Genomic DNA, 25,076 nt, shown 5'->3' with positions numbered 1-25,076 from the left:
CCCCGGAGTTGTCCACAGGCCCGGAACGGCAGCGGCCCGGCACCCCGCGTCGGGGTACCGGGCCGTGTCGTGGGTACGGCGGGGTGCGTCAGCGCACGAACACCCCCGCGTCCCCCGCCAGGTCCAGGAAGTACTGCGGCGCGACGCCGAGCACCACCGTGACCGCCACACCGACCGCGATCGCCGTCATCGTCAGCGGCGACGGCACCGCGACGGTCGGGCCCTCCGGGCGCGGCTCGCTGAAGAACATCAGCACGATGACGCGGATGTAGAAGAACGCCGCGACCGCCGAGGAGATCACGCCGACGACGACCAGCGGAGTCGCCCCGCCCTCCGCCGCCGCCTTGAACACGGCGAACTTACCCGCGAAGCCCGAGGTCAGCGGGATGCCCGCGAAGGCGAGCAGGAACACCGCGAACACCGCCGCCACCAGCGGGGAGCGCCGGCCCAGGCCCGCCCACCGGGACAGGTGGGTCGCCTCGCCGCCCGCGTCCCGCACCAGCGTGACCACGGCGAAGGCGCCGATCGTCACGAAGGAGTAGGCCGCCAGGTAGAACAGCACCGACGAGATGCCCGACGGCGTGGCCGCGATGACACCCGCGAGGATGAAGCCCGCGTGCGCGATCGACGAGTACGCCAGCAGGCGCTTGATGTCGGTCTGGGTGATCGCCACGATCGCGCCGGCCAGCATGGTGACGATCGCGACGCCCCACATGACCGGCCGCCAGTCCCAGCGCAGCCCCGGCAGCACCACGTACAGCAGGCGCAGCAGGGCGCCGAACGCCGCGACCTTGGTGGCCGCCGCCATGAAGCCGGTGACCGGGGTGGGCGCGCCCTGGTAGACGTCGGGCGTCCACATGTGGAACGGCACCGCGCCGACCTTGAACAGCAGGCCCATCACCAGCAGCCCCGCGCCGATCAGCAGCAGCGCGTCGTTGCCCATGGTGTCGGCGAGCGCGGGGGTGATCTCCGGGACGGTGCCGTCGACGACCTGCGCGATCGTCGCGTACGACATGGAGCCCGCGTAGCCGTAGAGCAGGGCGATGCCGAACAGCGTGAACGCGGAGGCGAAGGCGCCGAGCAGGAAGTACTTGACCGCCGCCTCCTGCGACATCAGCCGCTTGCGCCGGGCCAGCGCGCACAGCAGGTACAGCGGGAGGGAGAGGACCTCCAGGGCCACGAACAGCGTCAGCAGGTCGTTGGCCGCGGGGAAGACCAGCATGCCCGAGACGGCGAAGAGCAGCAGCGGGAACACCTCGGTGGTGGTGAACCCGGCCTGCACGGCCCGCTTCTCGCTGTCGCTGCCGGGGACGGCGGCGGCCTGCGCGGCGAAGGAGTCGACGCGGTTGCCGTGCGCCTCCGGGTCGAGCCGGCGCTCGGCGAAGGTGAACAGGCCCACCAGCGCCGTGAGCAGGATCGTGCCCTGGAGGAAGAGCGCGGGTCCGTCGACGGCGATCGCGCCCATCGCGGCGATGCCCGCCTTGGTGGTCGCGTATCCGTCGGCGGCGAGCGCCACGACCGCGGCGAACGCGGCGACCAGGGCGACCGCGGAGACGAACATCTGCGCGTAGTAACGGGACTTGCGCGGTACGAAGGCCTCGACCAGCACCCCGACGAGCGCCGCGCCGAGGACGATCAGCGTGGGTGCGAGCTGACCGTACTCGATCTTGGGTGCGTCGATCTTGGCGATCGGATCGGCCGCGGTTGTCCACAGGCTGTGGACGGCTGCTGTTGCGCTCACTTGGCCGCCTCCACCTCGGGCTGGGGGTCCTTCTTCTGTACGTCGGACAAGGTCTGCTTCACCGCCGGGTTCACGACGTCCGTCACGGGCTTCGGGTAGACGCCCAGGAACACCAGCAGCACGACCAGCGGCGCCACCACCGCGATCTCCCGCACCTTGAGGTCGGGCATCGCGGCGACCTCGGGCTTCACCGGGCCGGTCATCGTCCGCTGGTACAGGACGAGGGTGTAGAGCGCGGCGAGCACGATGCCGAAGGTGGCGATGATCCCGATCACCGGATAGCGCGTGAACGTGCCGACCAGGACCAGGAACTCACTGACGAAGGGCGCCAGGCCCGGCAGCGAGAGGGTGGCGAGACCGCCGATCAGGAAGGTGCCGGCGAGCACCGGGGCCACCTTCTGCACACCGCCGAAGTCGGCGATGAGCCGGGAGCCGCGCCGGGAGATCAGGAAGCCGGCGATCAGCATCAGCACGGCGGTCGAGATGCCGTGGTTGACCATGTAGAGCGTCGCCCCGGACTGGCCCTGGCTGGTCATCGCGAAGATGCCCATCACGATGAAGCCGAAGTGCGAGATCGAGGCGTAGGCGATCAGCCGCTTGATGTCGCGCTGGCCGACGGCGAGCAGCGCGCCGTAGATGATGCTGATCACCGCCAGCACCAGGATCACCGGCGTGGCCCACTTGCTGGCCTCCGGGAACAGCTGGAGGCAGAAGCGGAGCATCGCGAAGGTGCCCACCTTGTCGACCACCGCCGTGATCAGCACGGCGACCGGGGCGGTGGACTCCTGCACGGCGTTGGGCAGCCAGGTGTGCAGCGGCCACAGCGGCGCCTTCACCGCGAAGGCGAAGAAGAAGCCGAGGAACAGCCAGCGTTCGGTGCTGGTCGCCATCTCCAGCTCGCCGTTCGCGCGGGCCTGGGCGATCTCGGTGAGGGAGAAGTTCCCCGCGACCACGTACAGCCCGATCACCGCGGCCAGCATGATCAGACCGCCGGCCAGGTTGTAGAGGAGGAACTTCACCGCCGCGTACGACCGCTGGGTGGCCGCCTTCTCCTCGCCGTGCTCGTGCGCACGGTCCCCGAAGCCTCCGATGAGGAAGTACATCGGGATGAGCATGGCCTCGAAGAAGATGTAGAAGAGGAAGACGTCGGTGGCCTCGAAGGAGATGATCACCATCGCCTCGACGGCCAGGATCAGGGCGAAGAAGCCCTGCGTCGGCCGCCACCGCCTGCTGCCGGTCTCCAGCGGGTCGGCGTCGTGCCAGCCGGCCAGCACGATGAACGGGATCAGCAGGGCGGTCAGCGCGATCAGCGCCACCGCGATGCCGTCCACGCCCAGTTCGTAGCGGACGCCGAAGTCGGCGATCCAGGAGTGGGACTCGGTGAGCTGGTAGCGCTCCCCGTCCGGGTCGAAGCGGACCAGGACGGTGATCGCCAGGGCGAGGGTGGCCAGCGAGAACAGCAGGGCCAGCCACTTGGCCGCCGTGCGCCTCGCGGCCGGTACGGCGGCCGTGGCGATCGCCCCGATGGCCGGGAGCGCCGCCGTCGCTGTCAGGAGAGGAAAGGACATCGGTATCAGACCGCCCTCATCAGCAGGGTCGCGGCGACGAGGACCGCCGCGCCGCCGAACATCGAGACCGCGTAGGACCGCGCGAAGCCGTTCTGGAGCCTGCGCATCCGCCCGGACAGGCCGCCCACGGAGGCGGCCGTGCCGTTGACGACCCCGTCGACCAGGGTGTGGTCGACGTACACCAGCGAGCGGGTGAGGTGTTCGCCGCCGCGGACCAGGACCACGTGGTTGAAGTCGTCCTGGAGCAGGTCGCGGCGGGCGGCCCGGGTGAGCAGCGAACCGCGCGGGGCGACGGCCGGCACCGGGCGCCGTCCGTACTGCGCCCAGGCGATGGCCACGCCGACGACCATCACCGCGACCGTGGACGCGGTCACCGTCGCCGCGCCGATCGGCGCGTGACCGTGGTCGTGCCCGGTGACGGGCTCCAGCCAGTGCAGGAAGCGGTCGCCGACGCTGAAGAACGCGCCGCCGAACACCGATCCGACGGCCAGCAGGATCATCGGGACCGTCATGACCTTCGGCGACTCGTGCGGGTGCGGCGGCTCGTAGGCGCCGCCGGTCCGCGCGGCCGGCTCCACGTCCGGGGAGGCCGGGGACGGCGTCGGCGCGTTGCGCCAGCGCTCCTCGCCGAAGAACGTCATCAGCATCACGCGCGTCATGTAGTACGCCGTGATGGCCGCGCCCAGCAGGGCGCAGGCGCCGAGGATCCAGCCCTCGGTGCCGCCCTTGGCGAACGCCGCCTCGATGATCTTGTCCTTGGAGAAGAAGCCGGACAGGCCCGGGAAGCCGATGATCGCGAGGTAGCCGAGGCCGAAGGTGACGAAGGTGACCGGCATGTACTTCCTGAGGCCGCCGTAGCGGCGCATGTCGACCTCGTCGTTCATGCCGTGCATGACCGAGCCGGCGCCGAGGAAGAGGCCGGCCTTGAAGAAGCCGTGCGTCACCAGGTGCATGATCGCGAAGACGTAGCCGATCGGGCCGAGGCCGGCGGCCAGCACCATGTAGCCGATCTGCGACATGGTCGAGCCGGCCAGCGCCTTCTTGATGTCGTCCTTGGCGCAACCGACGATCGCACCGAACAGCAGCGTGACCGCGCCGACGATGGTGACCACCAGCTGCGCGTCCGGGGCGCCGTTGAAGACGGCCGCGGAGCGGACGATCAGGTAGACGCCCGCGGTCACCATCGTCGCGGCGTGGATGAGGGCCGAGACCGGGGTCGGGCCCTCCATCGCGTCCCCGAGCCAGGACTGGAGCGGCACCTGGGCGGACTTGCCGCACGCGGCGAGCAGCAGCATCAGGGCGATCGCGGTCAGCTTGCCCTCGCCCGCCTCACCGGCGAGACCGGCCTCCCCGTGGCCGCCGAGCACCGGCCCGAAGGCGAAGGTGCCGAACCACAGGAACATCAGCATGATCGCGATGGACAGGCCCATGTCACCGACGCGGTTGACCAGGAAGGCCTTCTTCGCGGCCGTGGCCGCGCTGGGCTTGTGCTGCCAGAAGCCGATCAGCAGGTAGGACGCGAGACCGACGCCCTCCCAGCCGACGTACAGCAGCAGGTAGTTGTCGGCGAGGACCAGGATCAGCATCGCCGCGAGGAACAGGTTCAGGTAGCCGAAGAAGCGGCGGCGCCGCTCGTCGTGCTCCATGTACCCGACGGAGTAGAGGTGGATCAGCGAGCCGACGCCCGTGATCAGCAGCACGAACGTCATCGACAGCTGGTCGAGCCGGAAGGCGACGTCCGCCTGGAAGCCCTCCACCGGGATCCAGCTGAACAGGTGCTGCGTGACGGTGCGGTCCTCGGCGCCCCTGCCGAGCAGGTCGGTGAAGAGCACCAGGCCGAGCGCGAACGAGACGGCGGCCAGCACCGTGCCGATCCAGTGGCCGACGGCGTCCAGCCGGCGACCGCCGCACAGCAGGACCGCCGCTCCGAGCAGAGGCGCCGCCACCAGCAGCGCAATCAGGTTCTCCACGATTCAGCAGCCCCTCACAGCTTCATCAGGCTGGCGTCGTCGACCGAGGCCGAGTGGCGGGAACGGAACAGGGACACGATGATCGCCAGCCCCACCACGACCTCCGCGGCGGCGACGACCATCGTGAAGAACGCGATGATCTGGCCGTCGAGGTTGCCGTGCAGACGGGAGAAGGCGACGAACGCGAGGTTGCAGGCGTTGAGCATCAGCTCGACGCACATGAACACCACGATCGCGTTGCGCCGGATCAGCACACCGGTGGCGCCGATGGTGAACAGCAGCGCCGCCAGGTACAGGTAGTTGACGGGATTCACTTCGACGCCTCCTCGGCCCGCTTGAACGGCGGATCGATCGCCCGGCGCTCCAGGCGCTCCTCCGCGCGCTGCTCCATCGCCCGCAGGTCGTTGATCGCCTCCTGCGACACGTCACGGACCTGGCCGCGGTCCCGCAGCGTCTTGCTGACGGTGAGGTCCGACGGGGTGCCGTCGGGCAGCAGGCCCGCGATGTCCACCGCGTTGTGCCGGGCGTACACGCCCGGGGCCGGCAGCGGCGGCAGGTACTTGCCGTCGCGGACGCGCTGCTCGGCCAGCTCCCGCTGGGTCCGGGCGCGCTCGGTGCGCTCCCGGTGGGTGAGCACCATGGCGCCGACGGCGGCCGTGATGAGCAGCGCGCCGGTGATCTCGAAGGCGAAGACGTACCGGGTGAACATCAGGGAGGCGAGGCCCTGGACGTTCCCCCCGGCGTTCGCCTCGCCGACGCCGCTGAAGTCGTTCAGCGAGGCGTTGCCGATGCCGCCGACCAGCAGGATGCCGAAGCCGAGGCCGCACAGCAGGGCCAGCCAGCGCTGCCCCTTGATGGTCTCCTTCAGGGAGTCCGCGGCCGTGACGCCGACCAGCATCACCACGAAGAGGAACAGCATCATGATCGCGCCGGTGTAGACGACGATCTGCACGACGCCCAGGAAGTAGGCGCCGTTGGCCAGGTAGAACACCGCCAGGACGATCATCGTCCCGGCGAGGCAGAGCGCGCTGTGCACGGCCCGCCGCATGAAGACGGTGCACAGGGCGCCGATCACGGCGACGGTGCCGAGGACCCAGAACTGGACGGCCTCGCCGGTGGAGGTCGAGTAGGCGGCGAGCTGCTCGGTCATCGCCCGATCACCTTCTCCGAGGCCGGCTCCTCCGGGCCGAACGTGGACTCGGCCTCCTGGACCACCTCGCCCTTGGAGTGGGCGGCCTGACGCTCCGTGCCGGGCGCCGCCTCGGTCACCAGGCCGCGGTAGTAGTCCTGTTCGTCCGTGCCCGGGTACATGGCGTGCGGCGCCTCGACCATGCCTTCGTCCAGGCCGGCGAGCAGCTGCTCCTTGGTGTAGATGAGGTTCGCCCGGCTGGAGTCGGCCAGTTCGAACTCGTTGGTCATCGTCAGCGCGCGCGTGGGGCACGCCTCGATGCACAGGCCGCACAGGATGCAGCGGGCGTAGTTGATCTGGTAGACGCGGCCGTACCGCTCGCCGGGCGAGTAGCGCTCCTCGTCCGTGTTGTCCGCGCCCTCGACGTAGATCGCGTCGGCGGGACAGGCCCAGGCGCACAGCTCGCAGCCGACGCACTTCTCCAGGCCGTCCGGATGGCGGTTGAGCTGGTGCCGTCCGTGGAAGCGCGGAGCCGTGGTCTTCTGCTGCTCCGGGTACTGCTCGGTGAGCCGCTTCTTGAACATGGCCTTGAAGGTCACGCCGAAGCCGGCCACCGGGTTCAGGAAACCGGGCTTGGTGTCCTTCGGTTCCTCAGCCATCGGACGCCTCCTTTCCATCCGTTGATCCGCCCTGGGAATCGTCACTGTGAGTATCGGGTCCGCCACTGACAACGAGCTCCCGCTCGTGGCGCGGGCGGCGCCGCGGCACCGGGGGCAGCTCCTGCCCGGGCAGCGGCGGCACGGGGAACCCGCCCGCCATCGGGTCGAACGGAGGCCGGTCCGCGGGCTGTGCGCTCTCCTCGCCCCGGCCGCGGAACATGTCGGCGACGAAGGAGAGCAGCAGCAGGACGAGGACGCCGCCGGCGATGTAGAGAGCGATGTCGGCGAAGTCGTAGTTCTCGTTGCGCAGCGCCCGCACCGTGGCGACCGCCATCAGCCACACCAGGGAGACCGGGATGAGGACCTTCCAGCCGAGCTTCATCAGCTGGTCGTAGCGGACGCGCGGGAGCGTGCCGCGCAGCCAGACGAAGCCGAACAGCAGGGTGAGCAGCTTGCCGGTGAACCAGAGCATCGGCCACCAGCCGTGGTTGGCGCCCTCCCAGAAGGTGCTGACCGGCCACGGGGCCCGCCAGCCGCCCAGGAAGAGGGTCACCGCGACCGCCGAGACGGTCACCATGTTGATGTACTCGGCGAGCATGAACATCGCGAACTTGATCGACGAGTACTCGGTGTTGAAGCCGCCGACCAGGTCGCCCTCGGACTCCGGCATGTCGAACGGGGCGCGGTTGGTCTCGCCCACCATCGTCACGATGTAGATGAGGAACGACACCGGCAGGAGCAGCACGTACCAGCGGTCGGCCTGCGCCTCCACGATCGTCGACGTCGACATCGAGCCCGAGTAGAGGAACACCGAGGCGAACGCGGCGCCCATGGCGATCTCGTAGGAGATCATCTGCGCGCAGGAGCGCAGGCCGCCGAGCAGCGGGTAGGTGGAGCCGGAGCTCCAGCCCGCGAGCACGATGCCGTAGATGCCGACCGAGGCGACCGCGAGGATGTAGAGCATCGCGATCGGCAGGTCGGTGAGCTGCATCGTGGTGCGCTGGCCGAAGATCGAGATCTCGTTGCCGGCCGGGCCGAAGGGGATCACGGCGAACGCCATGAACGCCGGGATGGCCGCGACGACCGGCGCGAGGACGTAGACGACCTTGTCCGCGCGCTTGACGACGACGTCCTCCTTCAGCATCAGCTTCACGCCGTCGGCGAGCGACTGGAGCATGCCCCAGGGGCCGTGCCGGTTGGGGCCGATGCGCAGCTGCATCCAGGCGACGACCTTGCGCTCCATGACGATGGAGATGAGCACGGTCACCATCAGGAAGGCGAAGCAGAACACCGCCTTGAGGACGATCAGCCACCACGGGTCGCGGCCGAACATCGAGAGGTCTTCAGCGGCGAGGTACGGGCTCATGCCTCCACCTCCTGGGGAGCCTCGCCGGCGAGGGTCGCCGGGCCGATGCGGACGAGGGAGCCGGGGAGCGCCCCGGTGCCGGAGGCCACCGAGCCGTCCGTGGAGTTCAGCGGGAGCCAGACCACCCGGTCGGGCATCTCGGTGACGGACAGCGGCAGTTCGAGCGTCCCGGCGGGGCCGGTCACCGCGAGCGTGTCGCCGTCCTTGACGCCGACCTCGGCGGCCGTGGCGGCCGAGAGCCGGGCGAGGGCGGCGTGCCGGGTGCCGGCCAGCGCCTCGTCGCCCTGCTGGAGCAGGCCCTGGTCGAGCAGGAGCCGGTGACCGGCCAGGACCGCCTCGCCGGCGGCCGGCCGGGGCAGGGCGCCCGCGGTCTCCACCGGGTCGGCGGCGCGCGGCCCGTCCCAGGGGCCGAGCCGGTCGATCTCCGAGCGGATCGTGCGCAGGTCCGGCAGGCCCAGGTGCACGTCCATGGCGTCGGCGAGCATCTGGAGCACGCGCGCGTCGGACGGCGCGAGCCGCCGTGTCATCTGGTCCGGCTTGAGCGCCGCCTCGAAAAGACGCACCCTGCCCTCCCAGTTGAGGAAGGTGCCGGCCTTCTCGGCGACCGCGGCGACCGGCAGGACCACGTCGGCGAGTTCGGTGACCTCGCCGGGCCGCAGCTCCAGCGACACGACGAACCCGGCCTCGGCGAGCGCGGCACGCGCGCGTGCCGGGTCGGGCAGGTCCGCGACCTCCACGCCCGCCACCAGCAGCGCCTGGAGGTCGCCGCGGGCGGCCGCCTCGACGATCTGCGCGGTGTCCCGGCCGTAGCGGTGCGGGAGGTCGGCGACACCCCAGAGGGCGGCGACCTCCTCACGCGCGCGCGGGTCGGTGGCCGGGCGGCCGCCCGGCAGCAGCGACGGCAGCGCGCCCGCCTCGATCGCGCCCCGCTCCCCGGCCCGGCGCGGGATCCACACCAGCCGGGCGCCGGTCGCGGTGGCGAACCGCACGGCCGCGGTGAGCCCGCCCCGTACGGCGGCCAGGCGCTCGCCGACGACGACCACCGCGCCCTCGGCGCGCAGCGCCTCGGCGGCCGCGGCCCCGTCGGCCTCCAGGCCGACCCCGCCGGCCAGCGCGTCCAGCCACTCCGTCTCGGTGCCGGGCGCCGCCGGCAGCAGCGTGCCGCCGGCCTTGGCCAGACCGCGCGTGGCGTGCGTGGCCAGCGCGAAGGTGCGCTGGCCGTGCGCGCGCCAGGCCTTGCGCAGCCGCAGGAAGACGCCGGGCGCCTCCTCCTCGGACTCGAACCCGACCAGCAGGACCGCCGGGGCCTTCTCCAGGGAGGTGTAGGTGACGCCCGTGCCGTCCAGGTCACGGCCGCGTCCCGCGACCCGCGCGGCGAGGAAGTCGGACTCCTCGGCGCTGTGCACCCGCGCGCGGAAGTCGATGTCGTTGGTGGCGAGCGCGACCCGCGCGAACTTGCTGTACGCGTAGGCGTCCTCGACGGTCAGCCGGCCGCCGGTCAGGACGCCGGTGCTGCCCCGCGAGGCCAGCAGGCCCTGCGCCGCGATCTGGAGCGCCTCCGGCCAGGACGCCGGCTCCAGCTCGCCCTCCGCGTTGCGCACCAGCGGGGTGTCGAGCCGGTCCCGCTGCTGCGCGTACCGGAACGCGAAGCGGCCCTTGTCGCAGATCCACTCCTCGTTGACCTCGGGGTCGTCGGCGGCGAGCCGCCGCATGACCTTGCCGCGCCGGTGGTCGGTGCGGGTGGCGCAGCCGCCCGCGCAGTGCTCGCACACCGACGGCGAGGAGATCAGGTCGAACGGGCGGGAGCGGAACCGGTAGGCGGCCGAGGTGAGCGCGCCGACCGGGCAGATCTGGATGGTGTTCCCGGAGAAGTACGACTCGAACGGGTCGCCCTCGCCGGTGCCGACCTGCTGGAGCGCGCCCCGCTCGATCAGCTCGATCATCGGGTCGCCCGCGATCTGGTTGGAGAAGCGGGTGCAGCGGGCGCACAGCACGCACCGCTCACGGTCCAGCAGCACCTGCGTGGAGATCGCGACGGGCTTCTCGTAGGTGCGCTTCTTGCCCTCGAAGCGGGACTCGGCGCTGCCGTGCGACATCGCCTGGTTCTGCAGCGGGCACTCGCCGCCCTTGTCGCAGACCGGGCAGTCCAGCGGGTGGTTGACGAGCAGCAGCTCCATCACGCCCTTCTGGGCCTTCTCCGCGACCGGCGAGGAGAGCTGCGTCTTCACCACCATTCCGTCGGTGCAGGTGATGGTGCAGGACGCCATGGGCTTGCGCTGGCCCTCGACCTCCACGATGCACTGGCGGCAGGCGCCGGCCGGCGCGAGCAGCGGGTGGTCGCAGAACCGGGGGATCTCGATGCCGAGCTGCTCGGCGGCCCGGATGACCAGGGTGCCCTTGGGCACGCTGATCTCGGCGCCGTCGATGGTCAGCGTCACGAGGTCCTCGGGCGGGACCGCCGCCTCTCCCCCTCCGGAGGGAGCGTTGGTGGTCACAGTCATGCGTGCACCTCCGTACGGTCGGCCCAGGCCGTCGACGCGGCCGGGTCGAAGGGGCAGCGACGGTCCGTGATGTGCTGCTCGTACTCCTCGCGGAAGTACTTGAGCGACGAGAAGATCGGCGAGGCGGCGCCGTCGCCGAGGGCACAGAAGGACTTGCCGTTGATGTTGTCCGCGATGTCGTTCAGCTTGTCGAGGTCGGACATCCGGCCCTTGCCGGCCTCGATGTCGCGCAGCAGCTGGACCAGCCAGTAGGTGCCCTCGCGGCAGGGGGTGCACTTGCCGCAGGACTCGTGGGCGTAGAACTCGGTCCAGCGGGTGACGGCGCGGACGACGCAGGTGGTCTCGTCGAAGCACTGGAGCGCCTTGGTGCCGAGCATGGAGCCCGCGGCGCCGACCCCTTCGTAGTCGAGGGGGACGTCGAGGTGCTCGTCGGTGAACATCGGCGTCGAGGAACCGCCCGGCGTCCAGAACTTCAGGCGGTGGCCCGGCCGCATCCCGCCGCTCATGTCGAGCAGCTGGCGCAGGGTGATGCCGAGGGGCGCCTCGTACTGGCCAGGGTTCGCGACATGGCCGCTGAGGGAGTAGAGCGTGAAGCCCGGGGACTTCTCGCTGCCCATCGAGCGGAACCAGTCCTTGCCGCGGTTCATGATGGCGGGAACCGACGCGATGGACTCGACGTTGTTCACCACGGTGGGACAGGCGTAGAGGCCCGCGACGGCGGGGAAGGGAGGACGCAGCCTGGGCTGGCCCCGGCGGCCCTCGAGGGAGTCGAGCAGCGCGGTCTCCTCGCCGCAGATGTACGCGCCGGCGCCCGCGTGCACGGTGAGTTCGAGGTCGAGTCCGCTGCCGAGGATGTTCGTGCCGAGCAGGCCCGCCTCGTACGCCTCGCGGACGGCCGCGTGCAGCCTGCGCAGCACGGGGACGACCTCGCCGCGCAGGTAGATGAAGGCGTGCGACGACCTGATGGCGTAGCAGGCGATGACGATGCCCTCGATGAGGCTGTGCGGGTTGGCGAAGAGCAGCGGGATGTCCTTGCAGGTCCCGGGCTCCGACTCGTCGGCGTTGACGACGAGGTAGTGCGGCTTGCCGTCGCCCTGCGGGATGAACTGCCACTTCATGCCCGTCGGGAAGCCGGCGCCGCCGCGACCGCGCAGTCCGGAGTCCTTGACGTACGCGATGACGTCGTCCGGCGACATGGCGAGCGCCTTGCGCAGGCCCTCGTAGCCGTCGTGGCGCTTGTAGACGTCGAGCGTCCAGGACTTGTCCTCGTCCCAGAAGGCCGACAGCACCGGCGCGAGCAGCTTCTCGGGGCTGGTGTCCTTCAGTTCGGGTGCCAAGGTCATCACTCCCCCTCCTCGGCAGTGGGCCCGGCCGATCCGGAGGGGCGAGGCGCAGCCTCTCCGTCACGGGTGGTGGTGGGCGACGGGTGGGCCGGGTCGGAGGCCGACGTGTCCTGCGGCGCGTCGTGCGAGCTGAGGTGCTCGGTGGGCGACGGGTCGTGCGGCGGGGCGTCCTGCGGCGCCTCGCCCCGCGGGTGCACCACGCGCGCGGGGGCGGCCTCGCCCTTGGCCAGCTTCAGGCCGATCAGGGAGGCGGGGCCCGCGCTGCCGGTGGCCTCGACGGCGCCCTCCCGCTCGTCGGGGAAGCCGGCCAGGATCCGCGCGGTCTCCTTGAACGTGCACAGCGGGGCGCCGCGGGTGGGCGCGACCGGACGGCCCGCGCGCAGGTCGTCGACCATACGCCGGGCGCTCTCGGGGGTCTGGTTGTCGAAGAACTCCCAGTTGACCATCACCACGGGCGCGAAGTCGCAGGCCGCGTTGCACTCGATGTGCTCCAGGGTGACCTTGCCGTCGGCGGTGGTCTCGCCGTTGCCGACGCCCAGGTGCTCCTGGAGCTCCTCGAAGATGGCGTCGCCGCCCATGACCGCGCACAGGGTGTTGGTGCACACCCCGACCTGGTAGTCACCGCTCGGCTTGCGCCGGTACATGGTGTAGAAGGTGGCGACCGCGGTCACCTCGGCCGTGGTCAGGCCGAGCGTCTCGGCGCAGAACTGCATGCCGGTGCGCGTGACGTGGCCCTCCTCCGACTGCACCAGGTGCAGCATCGGCAGGAGGGCGGACCGGGAGTCCGGGTAGCGCGCGACGATCGCCCGCGCGTCGGTCTCCAGCCGGGCCCGGACGTCGTCCGGGTAGGCCGGCGCGGGCAGTTCCGGCATGCCCAGGCTGACGCCCCGCTCGGAAGAAGAGGTGGTCACCGGTCGACGCCTCCCATCACGGGGTCGATGGACGCGACGGCGACGATGACGTCGGCGACCTGGCCGCCCTCGCACATCGCCGCCATGGCCTGAAGGTTGGTGAAGGACGGGTCGCGGAAGTGGACCCGGTAGGGACGCGTGCCGCCGTCGGAGACGACGTGCACGCCGAGTTCGCCCTTGGGTGACTCGACGGCCGCGTAGGCCTGGCCCGGCGGGACGCGGAAGCCCTCGGTGACCAGCTTGAAGTGGTGGATCAGGGCCTCCATGGAGGTGCCCATGATCTTCTTGATGTGGTCGAGGGAGTTGCCCAGCCCGTCGGGTCCCAGGGCGAGCTGGGCGGGCCAGGCGATCTTCTTGTCCTCGACCATGACCGGGCCGGGCTCCAGCCGGTCCAGGCACTGCTCGACGATGCGCAGCGACTGGCGCATCTCCTCCAGCCGGATCAGGAAGCGGCCGTAGGAGTCGCAGGTGTCGGCGGTCGGGACGTCGAAGTCGTACGTCTCGTAGCCGCAGTACGGCTGGGCCTTGCGCAGGTCGTGCGGGAGGCCGGTGGAGCGCAGGATCGGTCCGGTGGCGCCGAGGGCCATGCAGCCGGCCAGGTCGAGGTAGCCGACGTCCTGCATGCGGGCCTTGAAGATGGGGTTCCCGGTGGCGAGCTTGTCGTACTCCGGGAGGTTCTTGCGCATCTTCTTGACGAACTCGCGGATCTGGTCGACCGCGCCGGGCGGCAGGTCCTGGGCGAGTCCGCCGGGGCGGATGTACGCGTGGTTCATCCGCAGGCCGGTGATCAGCTCGTAGATGTCGAGGATCAGCTCACGGTCACGGAATCCGTAGATCATGATCGTGGTGGCGCCGAGCTCCATGCCGCCGGTGGCGATGCACACCAGGTGGGAGGAGAGCCGGTTCAGCTCCATCAGCAGGACCCGGATGATCGTGGCCCGGTCCGGGATCTGGTCCTCGATGCCGAGCAGCTTCTCGACCGCGAGGCAGTACGCCGTCTCGTTGAAGAACGGCGTCAGGTAGTCCATGCGCGTCACGAACGTGGTGCCCTGCGTCCAGTTCCGGTACTCGAGGTTCTTCTCGATACCGGTGTGCAGGTAGCCGATGCCGCAGCGGGCCTCGGTGACCGTCTCGCCGTCGATCTCCAGGATCAGGCGGAGCACTCCGTGGGTGGACGGGTGCTGCGGACCCATGTTGACGACGATGCGCTCGTCGTCGGTCCGGGCCGCGGTCTCGACGACCTCGTCCCAGTCGCCGCCGGTGACCGTGTAGACGGTGCCCTCGGTGGTCTCGCGTGCCGAGGCGGTGGATGCGTGCGACGTGCTCATGAGTACGACCTCCGCTGGTCCGGAGCCGGGATCTGGGCGCCCTTGTACTCGACGGGGATGCCGCCGAGGGGATAGTCCTTGCGCTGCGGGTGGCCCTGCCAGTCGTCCGGCATCATGATCCGCGTCAGGGCCGGGTGACCGTCGAAGACGATGCCGAAGAAGTCGTACGTCTCGCGCTCGTGCCAGTCGTTCGTCGGATAGACCGGGAACAGCGACGGGATGTGCGGGTCGCTGTCGGGGACGCTGACCTCCAGGCGGATCACCCGGTTGTGGGTGATCGAGCGCAGGTGGTAGACGGCGTGCAGCTCGCGGCCCTTGTCGTGGGGGTAGTGCACCCCGCTGACGCCGGTGCACAGTTCGAAGCGCAGGGCGGGGTCGTCGCGCAGGGTCTTCGCCACCCGCACGAGGTGCTCGCGCTCGATGTGGAAGGTGATCTCGCCGCGGTCGACGACCGTCTTCCCGATGGCGTTCTCCGGGAGCAGGTCCTGCTCCTCCAGCGCGCCCTCGAGTTCGTCGGCGACCTCGTCGAACCAGCCGCCGTAGGGGCGGGCCGCCGGTCCCGGGAGCCGGACCGAGCGGACGAGTCCGCCGTAACCGGAGGTGTCGCCGCCGTTGTTGGCGCCGAACATGCCGCGCTGGACGCGGATCTCCTCGCCGCCCTGGCCGCGCTGGCCGGGCAGGTTCTCGGCGGAGAGCTCCTTCTCGGGGTTCACGCCGTCACCCGCGGTGCCGTTGGCGTCGCTCATCGCAGCAGCCCCTTCATCTCGATCGTGGGCAGGGCCTTGAGCGCCGCCTCCTCCGCCTCGCGGGCCGCCTCCTCGGCGTTCACGCCGAGCTTGGAGCTCTGGATCTTCTGGTGGAGCTTGAGGATGGCGTCCATCAGCATCTCGGGGCGGGGCGGGCAGCCGGGGAGATAGATGTCGACCGGGACGACGTGGTCGACGCCCTGGACGATCGCGTAGTTGTTGAACATGCCGCCCGAGGAGGCGCAGACCCCCATGGAGATCACCCACTTGGGGTTCGGCATCTGGTCGTAGACCTGCCGGAGCACCGGCGCCATCTTCTGGCTGACCCGCCCGGCGACGATCATGAGGTCCGCCTGCCGCGGCGAGCCGCGGAAGACCTCCATGCCGAAGCGCGCCAGGTCGTAACGGCCCGCGCCGGTGGTCATCATCTCGATGGCACAGCAGGCGAGGCCGAACGTGGCCGGGAAGACGGACGACTTGCGCACCCAGCCCGCGGCCTGCTCGACGGTGGTCAGCAGGAAGCCGCTCGGCAGCTTTTCTTCGAGTCCCATGACTAGTGGCCCCTCAGTCCCATTCCAGGCCGCCGCGCCGCCATACGTACGCGTACGCGACGAAGACGGTGAGCACGAAGAGCAGCATCTCCACGAGCCCGAAAATCCCCAGGGCGTCGAAGGTGACGGCCCAGGGGTAGAGGAAGACGATCTCGATATCGAAGATGATGAAGAGCATCGCCGTCAGGTAGTACTTGATGGGGAAGCGCCCGCCGCCGGCCGGCGTGGGGGTCGGCTCGATGCCGCACTCGTAGGCCTCGAGCTTCGCCCGGTTGTACCGCTTCGGACCGATCAGCGTGGCCATCACCACGGAGAAGATCGCAAAGCCTGCCCCGAGGGCTCCCAGTACGAGGATGGGCGCATACGCGTTCACCGCTCCTCGCTCCTCTCAGTCGGCACTGACTGCTGGCGGTTGTGCAGCGGGCCCGTCCGCCTCACCAGCCCCACGAACCACGCCCGCCCCGGCGAAGATCGAGAACATGTGAAGCAGGTCACAAGCCCAACCGCTCCGCATCTTATGCCTGTGGGTCTGTGATCTGCGACACGGGATATTGCACAAGCTTTGTGATCTCCACCACCTGACGAACGATCATGAAGTCGGATGAGCGGTGATCTTCACACGTCAAGCATCCACGTGATCACCAAAGGTGACATCTTGATCTGTCGGTGCAGCTCAGAGGGGTCCCGGAGGAGGAGTCTCCATATCAAGACGATTCCCACGCATGCAAATTGGCGTTGGACAGGTTGTCTTGATAGAGGACGCGTTCACACGTCAGGGGGGCCGCGAGGCGCGGTGTGGACGTGTGCACGCGTTCACGAAGTCCGGGTCACCGGCGGACGCCGCGGCGGCCCCCATCGTTCCGTGACGTCCGTCACACTTCTGAAGGACCCTCAGGAACGGGGCTTGGCCAACCACCCCAACCGGTGGTAGGCGGGGAGCAATTCGGGCGTAACGATGAAAGTACGTGATCACGGCCCGGTCACGGCCGCCCGCAATGTCCGTTGTGGCGTCAATGGAGAGGGACGTGCGGGGAATTTGGGCGCCCGATTGAACAACTGTGGCGCAGCACACGTTTCTTGAAGATATGAAGCAGCCCCTGGTACCGGTTGTTCCCATGTCCCACACCGCTCACATACGCAGCCACCGGAAGCCCCGCCGCACCGCGACCTCTTCGCTCGCGATGCGGGCCGGAGTTGCCGGTGGCGTCCTCAGCACCCTGGCAGTGGCCGGGGCGTCCAGCGCGGCCAACGCGGCCGAGCCGGTGACGCAGACCCTCGAACTGCCCACCCTGACGGCCGACCTGGCCGCCCAGGTCGCCGAGTCCGCGGACGCCACCCAGCAGGCGGCCGCGAACTACCAGCTGCGGGCCGAGCGTGACGCGGCGGCCGCCGAGGCCGCGAAGCAGGCCAAGGCGGACCTGGCGGAGGCCAAGAAGAAGGCCGAGGCGAGGAAGAAGGCGGCCGAGGAGGCCCGTGAGGCGGCCGCCGAGCGCGCCGCGCGCGACGCCGAGCGCCCCGCGCTCAGCGCCTCCACGGAGACCGCGAGCTTCTCCGCGCCGGCCGGCGGCAGCGTCGCGACCGTCCTCGCCTTCCTCCAGGCGCAGGTGGGCGACGCCTACGTCATGGGCGCCACCGGGCCCAACGCCTGGGACTGCTCCAGCCTGGTGCAGGCCGCGTTCAAGCAGGTCGGTGTGGACCTGCCGCGCGTCTCCCAGGACCAGTCGATGGTGGGCACCGACATCCCGCTGTCGCAGATCCAGGCCGGCGACATCCTGTACTGGGGCGGCAAGGGCTCCGCGTACCACGTGGGTGTCTACATCGGGAACGGCCAGTACCTGGACGCCGCCAACCCCTCGAAGGGCGTCGTCATCCAGGACCTCTCCGGCTACCCGGCGTCGGGCGCCGTCCGCGTGCTCTGACGCGCACCACCACGCCACCGAAGGGCCGCTGCCTCACCGAGGCGGCGGCCCTTCGTGCCGCCCGGCCGAACCCGGGCCCGGTGCCGGCCGATCCAGAGGGCAAGATCACCGTATTGCCCGAATTGCACCCCGTATCGCGTCGTTGACGGCGCGCGGGGAGCCGTCGTGACGCCCGCCGCGCCCCGTGACAGGCCCTCACGGGGCCCCGGAACCACGAAGGGGACCGGAGTGTCCACCGAGGCGGACTCCGGCCCCCACAGGGGCGTCACAGCGACGCGCGCGTCAGACGGCGGCGTCTCCGTCACGGCCGGCGCGACGCCGCTGGTACGCCACGACGACCGCGCCGAGCCCCAGCGCGAGCACGGCCGCGCCGCCGAGCAGGCCCACACCCTGGGCGCCGGTCAGCGCCAGACCGCCCTCGGCGTCGTCGCCCCCGGCGCCGCCGGAAGTGCCGTTCGTCCCGTTCGTCCCGCTGTCCGGTCCGTCGGAGCCGCCCTCGTCACCGGTCCCGGGCGCCGACGGGTCGTCCGACGGACCGCCGTCGGACCCGCCCGCACCGCCGTCGCCCGGCGCGTCCGGGGCGTTCAGCACGATCCACGCCACGTCGTTCGACGCGTCGGAGTCGAAGGGGTTGTCCCAGTCGGGCAGGGCCACCCGGCCCCGGGCGCCCTCCACGACCTTGTCGATGCGCAGCTCGAACGGGAAGGTGAGCCGGGCGTCCTCGAGCATCGGGGTCGGCGCCCAGCAGATGTAACCGGGGTCGCTCCCGTCGACGCCGGCGGGCGTGCACTGCTCCGGCGTCGAGCTGAACGTCGACCCCTCGGGCGGGACCACCGTGAAGGAGAACGGCTCCCCGCCGGACCGCAGCGCGCCGATCCAGCCCGGCCCGTTGTTGCGGAAGCCGATCTTCACCGGGACCGTGTCCCCGGCCGCACCGGACACGGAGGCGCCGGTGAGCTCCAGGTCGTAGGTGTTGGTCTTCGGCAGATCCAGCTCGGCGTACTTGACGTACTGCGCGGGGTCGGCGTCCCCGGCCCGCTCCAGGGTCAGGTCCGGTCCGCTGCCCTGGCGGCGCCGCTCACCCTGGTGCAGCGTCTTCTCCTCGCCCGGCTCCAGAGGCCGGAACGAGTAGGAGAAAATGTCGTTCAGCGCGAAGTCCGCGGTCTGCACCCGTACCTGCCGGGACAGCGTGTACGCCGCTCCCGCGTCGAGGGTGTCCGGGAAGGTGCAGAGCACCTCGGTGCGCTGCCGCAGCAGATCCCCGGTGTTCAGCTCGGACGACGAGCAGTTGCCGTACGAGTCGGGGAAGGACAGCCCGCGCGAGCCGAGCAGCCGCAGCACCGTGCCCTGGGCCGGCAGCCCGCCCACGTTCATCACGCCCAGCGACGGTTCGAAGGCGTCACCCGCCTTCAGGTCCTTGGGCATGGACAGTTCGCGGTTCAGCAGCTCCGGCCCGCCGACGCGCACGTCGACCGTGAGCGGGGTGAACTCCAGCCCCTCGCCCTCGCCGGTGACGACGATCTTCCCGGTGTCCCCGGCCTCGCTGTCGTCGGCGAGGTCGAGCCGGATGCCGCCGAGCCGGTTGAACGTCGTGCCCGCGTACAGGTCGTAGCCCGAGCAGACCGCGACCAGGCCGTCGGCGTCGCACGGCAGGTCGGCCTTCGCGACGCCCTTCAGCCCGGAGGCGTCGATGCGGACCGTGTAGTCCCCGAGGTGCACCGGCGGGACCTCGCCGTCGCCCTCGAACTCCTCGCCCGGGACGTCGAGCCGGAGGTCGATCTGCGGCTCGGTGGGGTCGCCGTTGTCCGAGTGGAGGGACAGGTCCACCCGGTCCTCGCCCGTGATCACCACCGGAAGCGGTGCGCCGGCCGCGTGGGCCACGCCCTGGATCCCGGCCGCGGCCAGCGCGGTGACGCCGACCGCTCCCAGCGCCGCGAGCCGCGCGCGCAGCCGTCTCGCCTGCTGTGTCATGAAAGGCTCTTTCGTCGAACGGGACGTGCCCGACTGGGTCACGTCCCGTTCGACACCGGCCGGAGTCGATCAGTTGTTCACAGGTGCGTCACGCTGCGATCACGATCGGAGCCGCGCCCGGAATGCCGGACATGCCCGCCGACTCCGGTCGCCGGCCCGGCCGTTCACGCCTTCGGGGCCACCTTGCTCAGGCCGTTGATGATGCGGTCCATCGCGTCGCCGCCCGTGGGGTCGGTCAGGTTGGCGAGGAGCTTCAGCGTGAACCTCATCAGCATCGGGTGCGTCAGGCCGCGCTGCGCGGCGATCTGCATGACCTTCGGGTTGCCGATGAGCTTCACGAAGGCGCGGCCGAGCGTGTAGTAGCCGCCGTAGGTGTCCTTCAGGACGCGCGGGTAGCGCTGGAGGGCGATCTCCCGCTGGGCCGGGGTGGCCCGCGCGTGCGCCTGGACGATCACGTCGGCGGCGATCTGCCCGGACTCCATCGCGTAGGCGATGCCCTCGCCGTTGAACGGGTTCACCAGGCCGCCCGCGTCGCCGACCAGCAGCAGGCCGCGCGTGTAGTGCGGCTGGCGGTTGAAGGCCATGGGGAGCGCGGCGCCGCGGATCGGGCCGGTCATGTTGTCCGGGGTGTAGCCCCAGTCCTCCGGCATGGACGCGCACCAGGCCTTGAGGACCTCGCGCCAGTCCAGCTCCTTGAAGGAGTCGGAGGTGTTGAGCACGCCCAGGCCGACGTTGGACGTGCCGTCGCCCATGCCGAAGATCCAGCCGTAGCCGGGCAGCAGCCGGTCCTGCGGGCCGCGCCGGTCCCACAGCTCCAGCCAGGACTCCAGGTAGTCGTCGTCGTGGCGGGGCGAGGTGAAGTACGTGCGCACGGCGACGCCCATCGGGCGGTCCTCGCGCCGGTGCAGGCCCATCGCCAGGGACAGCCGGGTGGAGTTGCCGTCGGCGGCCACCACCAGCGGGGCGTGGAAGGTGACCTCCCGCTTGTCCTCGCCGAGCTTGGCCTTCACGCCCGTGATGCGCCCGGTGCGGTCGTCGACGATCGGCGCGCCCACGTTGCAGCGCTCGTACAGGCGGGCGCCCGCCTTCTGCGCCTGCCGGGCGAGCTGCTCGTCGAAGTCGTCGCGCTTGCGGACGAGTCCGTAGTCGGGGAAGGAGGCGAGATCCGGCCAGTCCAGCTGGAGGCGGACGCCGCCGCCGATGATGCGCAGGCCCTTGTTGCGCAGCCAGCCGGCCTCCTCGGAGATGTCGATGCCCATCGACACCAGCTGTTTCACCGCGCGCGGGGTGAGGCCGTCGCCGCACACCTTCTCGCGCGGGAACTCGGTCTTCTCCAGCAGGAGCACGTCGAGGCCGGACCGGGCCAGGTGGTAGGCGGTGGTGGAGCCGGCTGGCCCCGCGCCCACGACGATCACGTCGGCGGTGTTGTCGGAGAGGGGCTCGGTCACGGCGGGATCTCCCCAGAGTTCGATATCTTCGTGCCGACCGGCACTGGACACAGGCAGTCTATTCAGCGGACGTGATCACCCGGCTGAAGGGCTGCCCCGTGAACCGAGCACTCCCCGCCGTACGGCTGCGGGTCCCCACCGACGAGGACGCCGTCACCTGGCACCGCATCTTCGCCCACCCCGACGTCATGGAGTTCCACGGCGGCCGGCCCGCGGAGCTGTCGGTCTACGAGGAACTCACCGCCCGCCAGCGGCGGCACGACGCCCAGCTGGGCTTCTGCCTGTGGAGCGTGCTCGACGAGGACGGGCAGGTCATCGGCTTCACCGGGGCCCAGCCCTGGGAGCGCGCGTGGGGCCCCACGGGCGAGATCGAGATCGGCTGGCGGCTCGCCCGCGAGCACTGGGGCAAGGGCTATGTCACGGCGGCGGCCCTCCAGACGCTGGACCGGGTGCGCGCGGCGGGCCTGACGGACGTGGTGGCGCTGGTGAAGGCCCGCAACGCCCGCTCGATCGCGGTGACGCGGCGGCTGGGCATGCGGCTCGCGGAGACCTTCACGATTCCCACCTCGGGCGAGGAGGGCCACTGCTACCGCCTCGACCTCTGACACCACCCGCCGCCGACCACTCTGCGTGACAATTTGTCACGGATCATCACGGAGTGCTTCCGTCGGGCGCCCCCGCGGCCTACCCTGCCGGTACCGCTGGGGGTGACGTCCATGCGTATGACACCCGAGGGATACGGGACCGGCGACGTGCGCGTGCCGCGCCTGGTCGGGCTGATGGCCGTCGACGCGCGCGAGTCGGCCCGCGCGCGGGGCCTGACCCTCGACGCGCCCGGCCGGCCGGACTTCCCGCACGCCGTCGTGGACTACGTGGTCCGCCAGTACCCGCAGCCCGGCACGCCCGTGCCCCGCCACTCCGTGGTGCACGTGTGGCTGGACTTCGGCGAGGGCGAGGGCGGCGGAGGGGTGCGCGAGCCGCGCGGTCCGCTGCCGCCGCCGGGCGGACTGCGGCGCGAGCTGGAGGAACCGGGCGCTCTGGCCCCCTTGGTGGCGCTCAGCTCTTCTTGAAGCCCCGGTGCAGCGCCACCACGCCGCCGGTGAGGTTGCGCCAGGCCACCCGCGACCAGCCGGCGTCCTTCAGCCGCTCGGCCAGCGCGGACTGGTCGGGCCAGGCGCGGATGGACTCGGCGAGATAGACGTACGCGTCCGGGCTGGAGGACACCGCGCGGGCGACCGGCGGCAGCGCGCGCATCAGGTACTCGGTGTAGACCGTGCGGAACGGCGTCCAGGTCGGGTGCGAGAACTCGCAGATGACGATGCGTCCGCCGGGCCGGGTCACCCGGTGCATCTCGCGCAGCGCCGCGTCGGTGTCCTGCACGTTGCGCAGGCCGAAGGAGATGGTGACGGCGTCGAACACGTCGTCCTTGAACGGCAGCCGGGTCGCGTCGCCGGCCGTGTACGGCAGCCAGGCGTTGTTCCGCTTGCCGACCCGCAGCATGCCCTGGGAGAAGTCGCAGGGCACGACGTAGGCGCCGGTGCGGGCGAAGGGCATGGAGGAGGTGCCGGTCCCGGCCGCCAGGTCCAGGATCTTCTGCGCGGGCCGCGCGTCGACCGCCCGCGCGACCTCCTTGCGCCAGCGCCGGTCCTGCCCGAGGGACAGCACGTCGTTGGTCAGGTCGTACCGTTCCGCGACGTCGTCGAACATCGAGGCGACTTCGTGCGGCTGCTTGTCCAGGGATGCGCGGGTCACGGGGTCATTCTTGCAGCCCGCCTCCGAGGCGCGGGCGTCGGCTCGTCGCGGGCCCGCCGGGAACCGGCTCCGCCGAGGCGCCCGCGTACCCTTGGGTCCCGCCCGGAATCACACGAACCCGGCCGTCCGCCGGGAATCACCGGAATCCGGGACCGCGTCCTCGGAAGACCCACAGAATCCTGGGCATGACGACCCCCCTCCGACGCCGCCTCGAGAACGGAACGCACCCGATGCGCGGTCCGCGCCCCTCCGCCGCGAGGTTCGCCCTCCTCCCCGCCCTGGCCCTCGCCCTGGCCACCGCGGGCTGCTCCGCCGGGGACACCGCGGCGGACGCGGACGCGGCGGGACGCGCGCCGGTCGCGTACGCGCCCTACGTCAACGCCTCCACCGCCTCCACCACCGACGCGGCGGGCTCCCCCACGACGTACAACCTGGCGTTCGTCATCTCCTCCGGCGACGACTGCGCCCCGGCCTGGGACGGTGTCCAGGACGTCGACGACGCGCACGTGACCTCCCGGATCGCGGCGCTCGCCCGGACCGGCGCCGACCTGCGGGTCTCCTTCGGCGGCGCCCACGGCGACGAGCTGGCGGCCGCCTGCGACACCGCCGAGGACCTGGCCGGGGCGTACGGCGCGGCGCTGGACGCGGCCGGCGCCACCCGCGCCGACTTCGACATCGAGGGCGACGACCTCACGGACTCCGCCTCCGTGGACCGGCGTGCGGAGGCGATCGCCCTGCTCCAGGAGGAACGCGACGGTCTGGAGGTGACGTTCACCCTCCCGGTCATGCCGTACGGGCTCGACGAGGAGAGCCTCGCGCTGCTGGAGTCGGCGAACGACCACGACGTCGAGGTCGCCACCGTCAACCTCATGACGATGAACTACGCCGAGTCGTACGACGGCGACATGGGCGACTACGCGCTCGAAGCCGCCCGGTCGGCGCACGCCCAGCTGCGGGACGTCTTCGGGCTGTCCGGGGCGGAGGCATGGCGGGGCATGGCGCTCACCCCGATGCTCGGCGTCAACGACGTGGCGAACGAGACGTTCACGCTCGAGGACGCGGCACAGGTGCGGGCCTTCGCCGAGGACCACGGTGTCGCGTGGGTGTCGGTCTGGTCGGCGTTCCGGGACCGCCCCTGCGACGGGGACGCCGCGGACGACCCGCTGACCGACTGCAGCGGGGTGGAGCAGGAGGCCGGCGCGTTCGGGGACGCGTTGGCGGGGTGAGTCCTGCCGGCCGTGCCGTCAGCGGCGGCGGTGCACCAGACGGCCGCCGACCACGGTGGCCACGCAGGTGGACGCGCCCTGCCGGACCAGGGCGTCACGGTCGGGCACGTCGAACACCGCGAACCGCGCGGGACTCCCGGCGGTCAGGGCAGGCAGCAGCACGAGCGGCACCGGGGAGAGCGCCGGGGGCCCGGGCAGCGCGGGCGGACGGCCGCCGAACACGAGCCCGGCCCTGCGGACGGCGTCCAGGGCCTCCCGGCTACGGATCTCACCGCCCACGGCCACCGTCCCGTGGGCCAGCAGGCGCTGCACCCCGCGCCGCGCGCTGGCGCCCCGTGCGGAGGGCGCGGAGGCGAGGAGCGCCCGCGCCCGCAGCCCGAACAGCGGCTCGGTGCCGAGCCGGTCCGCCTCGCGCGGGTCGGGGTGGTAGGCCTGCTCCAGCAGCTCCGGGCCGTACGGATTGAGCAGTCCGGGCGTCAGGATGCCGGGCCACCGCCGCAGCCGGGCGTCCGGGTGCGCGGCGGCCAGCTCCTCGTACGGGCCGACGGCGGCGATCCGCGCGCCGTCGACCACGACGGCGGTCCCGGGCGAGGCCTCGGCGACGTGAAGGGTCAGCACCGGGCGGTCAGTTGGCGGGCAGGAGCTTCAGCTCCGGGTGGGCCGTGCCGCCCTCGATGGCGGTGGACGAGATGTGCGAGACGACGCGGTCGTCGACCGGGTCGTTCGCCGGGTCGTCGTGGACGAGGAGGTGCTCGTACGTCGTCGAGCGCTGCGCCGGGACCCGGCCCGCCTTGCGGATCAGGTCGATGATCTCCAGCCGGTTGGAGCGGTGCTTCGCGCCGGCGGAGGAGACGACGTTCTCCTCCAGCATGATCGAACCCAGGTCGTCCGCGCCGTAGTGCAGGGACAGCTGCCCGACCTCCTTGCCGGTGGTCAGCCACGAGCCC

22 protein-coding genes and 1 pseudogene are annotated in these 25,076 nt (G+C 71.1%); 4 read left to right on the top strand and 19 right to left on the bottom strand.

Annotated features, from left to right (window positions below):
• Positions 1-88: 88 nt before the first annotated feature.
• Genes nuoN through ACFOSY_RS30720 form a run of 14 tightly spaced genes read right to left on the bottom strand, consistent with a single transcriptional unit; the run spans position 89 to position 16,186 of the window.
• Positions 89-1,741, bottom strand: coding sequence for an NADH-quinone oxidoreductase subunit NuoN (nuoN, locus tag ACFOSY_RS30785; RefSeq protein WP_394313244.1), 1,653 nt, complete (start codon positions 1,739-1,741; stop codon positions 89-91).
• The gene (locus tag ACFOSY_RS30780) at positions 1,738-3,309 is read right to left on the bottom strand and encodes an NADH-quinone oxidoreductase subunit M (RefSeq protein ID WP_394313241.1); all 1,572 of its coding nucleotides are present in this window, start codon (positions 3,307-3,309) and stop codon (positions 1,738-1,740) included. The genes nuoN and ACFOSY_RS30780 overlap by 4 nt, the downstream gene beginning before the upstream one ends.
• A 5-nt stretch (positions 3,310-3,314) precedes the next feature.
• Complete coding sequence (gene nuoL / locus ACFOSY_RS30775) at positions 3,315-5,279, bottom strand: NADH-quinone oxidoreductase subunit L (protein WP_394313238.1); 1,965 nt, start codon at positions 5,277-5,279, stop codon at positions 3,315-3,317.
• A 14-nt stretch (positions 5,280-5,293) separates the two neighbouring features.
• Complete coding sequence (nuoK, locus tag ACFOSY_RS30770) at positions 5,294-5,593, bottom strand: NADH-quinone oxidoreductase subunit NuoK (protein ID WP_006133113.1); 300 nt, start codon at positions 5,591-5,593, stop codon at positions 5,294-5,296.
• Complete coding sequence (locus ACFOSY_RS30765; protein WP_394313235.1) at positions 5,590-6,429, bottom strand: NADH-quinone oxidoreductase subunit J; 840 nt, start codon at positions 6,427-6,429, stop codon at positions 5,590-5,592. The genes nuoK and ACFOSY_RS30765 overlap by 4 nt, the downstream gene beginning before the upstream one ends.
• Complete coding sequence (gene nuoI / locus ACFOSY_RS30760; RefSeq protein ID WP_394313233.1) at positions 6,426-7,067, bottom strand: NADH-quinone oxidoreductase subunit NuoI; 642 nt, start codon at positions 7,065-7,067, stop codon at positions 6,426-6,428. The genes ACFOSY_RS30765 and nuoI overlap by 4 nt, the downstream gene beginning before the upstream one ends.
• Positions 7,060-8,433 carry an NADH-quinone oxidoreductase subunit NuoH gene (gene nuoH, locus ACFOSY_RS30755; RefSeq protein WP_394313231.1) on the bottom strand — a complete coding sequence of 458 codons (1,374 nt, stop codon included), beginning with the start codon at positions 8,431-8,433 and terminating at the stop codon, positions 7,060-7,062. Before nuoH ends, nuoI begins: the two co-directional genes overlap by 8 nt.
• Positions 8,430-10,934 carry an NADH-quinone oxidoreductase subunit G gene (locus ACFOSY_RS30750; RefSeq protein ID WP_394313229.1) on the bottom strand — a complete coding sequence of 835 codons (2,505 nt, stop codon included), beginning with the start codon at positions 10,932-10,934 and terminating at the stop codon, positions 8,430-8,432. Before ACFOSY_RS30750 ends, nuoH begins: the two co-directional genes overlap by 4 nt.
• Positions 10,931-12,277, bottom strand: a complete 1,347-nt coding sequence (gene nuoF, locus ACFOSY_RS30745; RefSeq protein WP_394313227.1) for an NADH-quinone oxidoreductase subunit NuoF — start codon at positions 12,275-12,277, stop codon at positions 10,931-10,933. Before nuoF ends, ACFOSY_RS30750 begins: the two co-directional genes overlap by 4 nt.
• Positions 12,277-13,188, bottom strand: coding sequence for an NADH-quinone oxidoreductase subunit NuoE (gene nuoE / locus ACFOSY_RS30740; protein WP_394313226.1), 912 nt, complete (start codon positions 13,186-13,188; stop codon positions 12,277-12,279). Before nuoE ends, nuoF begins: the two co-directional genes overlap by 1 nt.
• Positions 13,185-14,516: an NADH-quinone oxidoreductase subunit D gene (locus ACFOSY_RS30735; RefSeq protein ID WP_394313224.1), complete on the bottom strand. Its 1,332-nt coding sequence runs from the start codon at positions 14,514-14,516 to the stop codon at positions 13,185-13,187. Before ACFOSY_RS30735 ends, nuoE begins: the two co-directional genes overlap by 4 nt.
• Positions 14,513-15,262 carry an NADH-quinone oxidoreductase subunit C gene (locus ACFOSY_RS30730; RefSeq protein WP_394313222.1) on the bottom strand — a complete coding sequence of 250 codons (750 nt, stop codon included), beginning with the start codon at positions 15,260-15,262 and terminating at the stop codon, positions 14,513-14,515. The genes ACFOSY_RS30735 and ACFOSY_RS30730 overlap by 4 nt, the downstream gene beginning before the upstream one ends.
• On the bottom strand, positions 15,259-15,813 hold the full coding sequence (locus ACFOSY_RS30725) for a NuoB/complex I 20 kDa subunit family protein (protein ID WP_006133126.1): 555 nt from the start codon (positions 15,811-15,813) through the stop codon (positions 15,259-15,261). Before ACFOSY_RS30725 ends, ACFOSY_RS30730 begins: the two co-directional genes overlap by 4 nt.
• Before the next feature lie 13 nt (positions 15,814-15,826).
• Positions 15,827-16,186: an NADH-quinone oxidoreductase subunit A gene (locus ACFOSY_RS30720; protein ID WP_003974383.1), complete on the bottom strand. Its 360-nt coding sequence runs from the start codon at positions 16,184-16,186 to the stop codon at positions 15,827-15,829.
• A gap of 712 nt (positions 16,187-16,898) precedes the next feature.
• On the opposite strand from ACFOSY_RS30720, the gene ACFOSY_RS30715 reads away from it, so the two are divergent.
• The gene (locus ACFOSY_RS30715; RefSeq protein WP_394313218.1) at positions 16,899-17,732 is read left to right on the top strand and encodes a C40 family peptidase; all 834 of its coding nucleotides are present in this window, start codon (positions 16,899-16,901) and stop codon (positions 17,730-17,732) included.
• 282 nt (positions 17,733-18,014) lie between these two features.
• On the opposite strand, the gene ACFOSY_RS30710 is transcribed toward ACFOSY_RS30715, so the two are convergent.
• Together ACFOSY_RS30710 and ACFOSY_RS30705 are read right to left on the bottom strand one after the other, a co-directional pair.
• Positions 18,015-19,703, bottom strand: coding sequence for a hypothetical protein (locus ACFOSY_RS30710; protein ID WP_394313216.1), 1,689 nt, complete (start codon positions 19,701-19,703; stop codon positions 18,015-18,017).
• A gap of 164 nt (positions 19,704-19,867) precedes the next feature.
• On the bottom strand, positions 19,868-21,151 hold the full coding sequence (locus ACFOSY_RS30705) for a geranylgeranyl reductase family protein (protein ID WP_394313214.1): 1,284 nt from the start codon (positions 21,149-21,151) through the stop codon (positions 19,868-19,870).
• Between the two features lie 98 nt (positions 21,152-21,249).
• Between ACFOSY_RS30705 and ACFOSY_RS30700 the strand changes: the two genes are divergently transcribed.
• Positions 21,250-21,756, top strand: coding sequence for a GNAT family N-acetyltransferase (locus tag ACFOSY_RS30700; protein ID WP_031021939.1), 507 nt, complete (start codon positions 21,250-21,252; stop codon positions 21,754-21,756).
• 111 nt (positions 21,757-21,867) lie between these two features.
• A complete protein-coding gene (locus ACFOSY_RS30695; RefSeq protein ID WP_394313211.1) occupies positions 21,868-22,221 on the top strand; it encodes a PASTA domain-containing protein in 354 nt (117 codons plus the stop codon).
• On the opposite strand, the gene ACFOSY_RS30690 is transcribed toward ACFOSY_RS30695, so the two are convergent.
• A complete protein-coding gene (locus ACFOSY_RS30690; protein WP_394313209.1) occupies positions 22,208-22,903 on the bottom strand; it encodes a demethylmenaquinone methyltransferase in 696 nt (231 codons plus the stop codon). The genes ACFOSY_RS30695 and ACFOSY_RS30690 overlap by 14 nt on opposite strands.
• 230 nt (positions 22,904-23,133) lie before the next feature.
• Here ACFOSY_RS30690 and ACFOSY_RS30685 point away from each other — a divergent pair, with 230 nt between their 5' ends.
• Positions 23,134-24,129, top strand: a complete 996-nt coding sequence (locus ACFOSY_RS30685) for a chitinase (protein ID WP_394313420.1) — start codon at positions 23,134-23,136, stop codon at positions 24,127-24,129.
• 18 nt (positions 24,130-24,147) lie between these two features.
• Here ACFOSY_RS30685 and ACFOSY_RS30680 read toward each other — a convergent pair whose 3' ends face one another.
• Together ACFOSY_RS30680 and ACFOSY_RS30675 are read right to left on the bottom strand one after the other, a co-directional pair.
• Positions 24,148-24,747: an imidazolonepropionase-like domain-containing protein gene (locus ACFOSY_RS30680; RefSeq protein WP_394313208.1), complete on the bottom strand. Its 600-nt coding sequence runs from the start codon at positions 24,745-24,747 to the stop codon at positions 24,148-24,150.
• A gap of 7 nt (positions 24,748-24,754) precedes the next feature.
• Positions 24,755-25,076 (bottom strand): annotated as a pseudogene (locus tag ACFOSY_RS30675) (dehypoxanthine futalosine cyclase); the annotation flags it as partial.

The organism is Streptomyces lusitanus, assembly GCF_042647945.1.
Taxonomy (GTDB): domain Bacteria; phylum Actinomycetota; class Actinomycetes; order Streptomycetales; family Streptomycetaceae; genus Streptomyces; species Streptomyces pseudogriseolus.
This window is presented reverse-complemented; position numbering and strand designations above follow the sequence as displayed.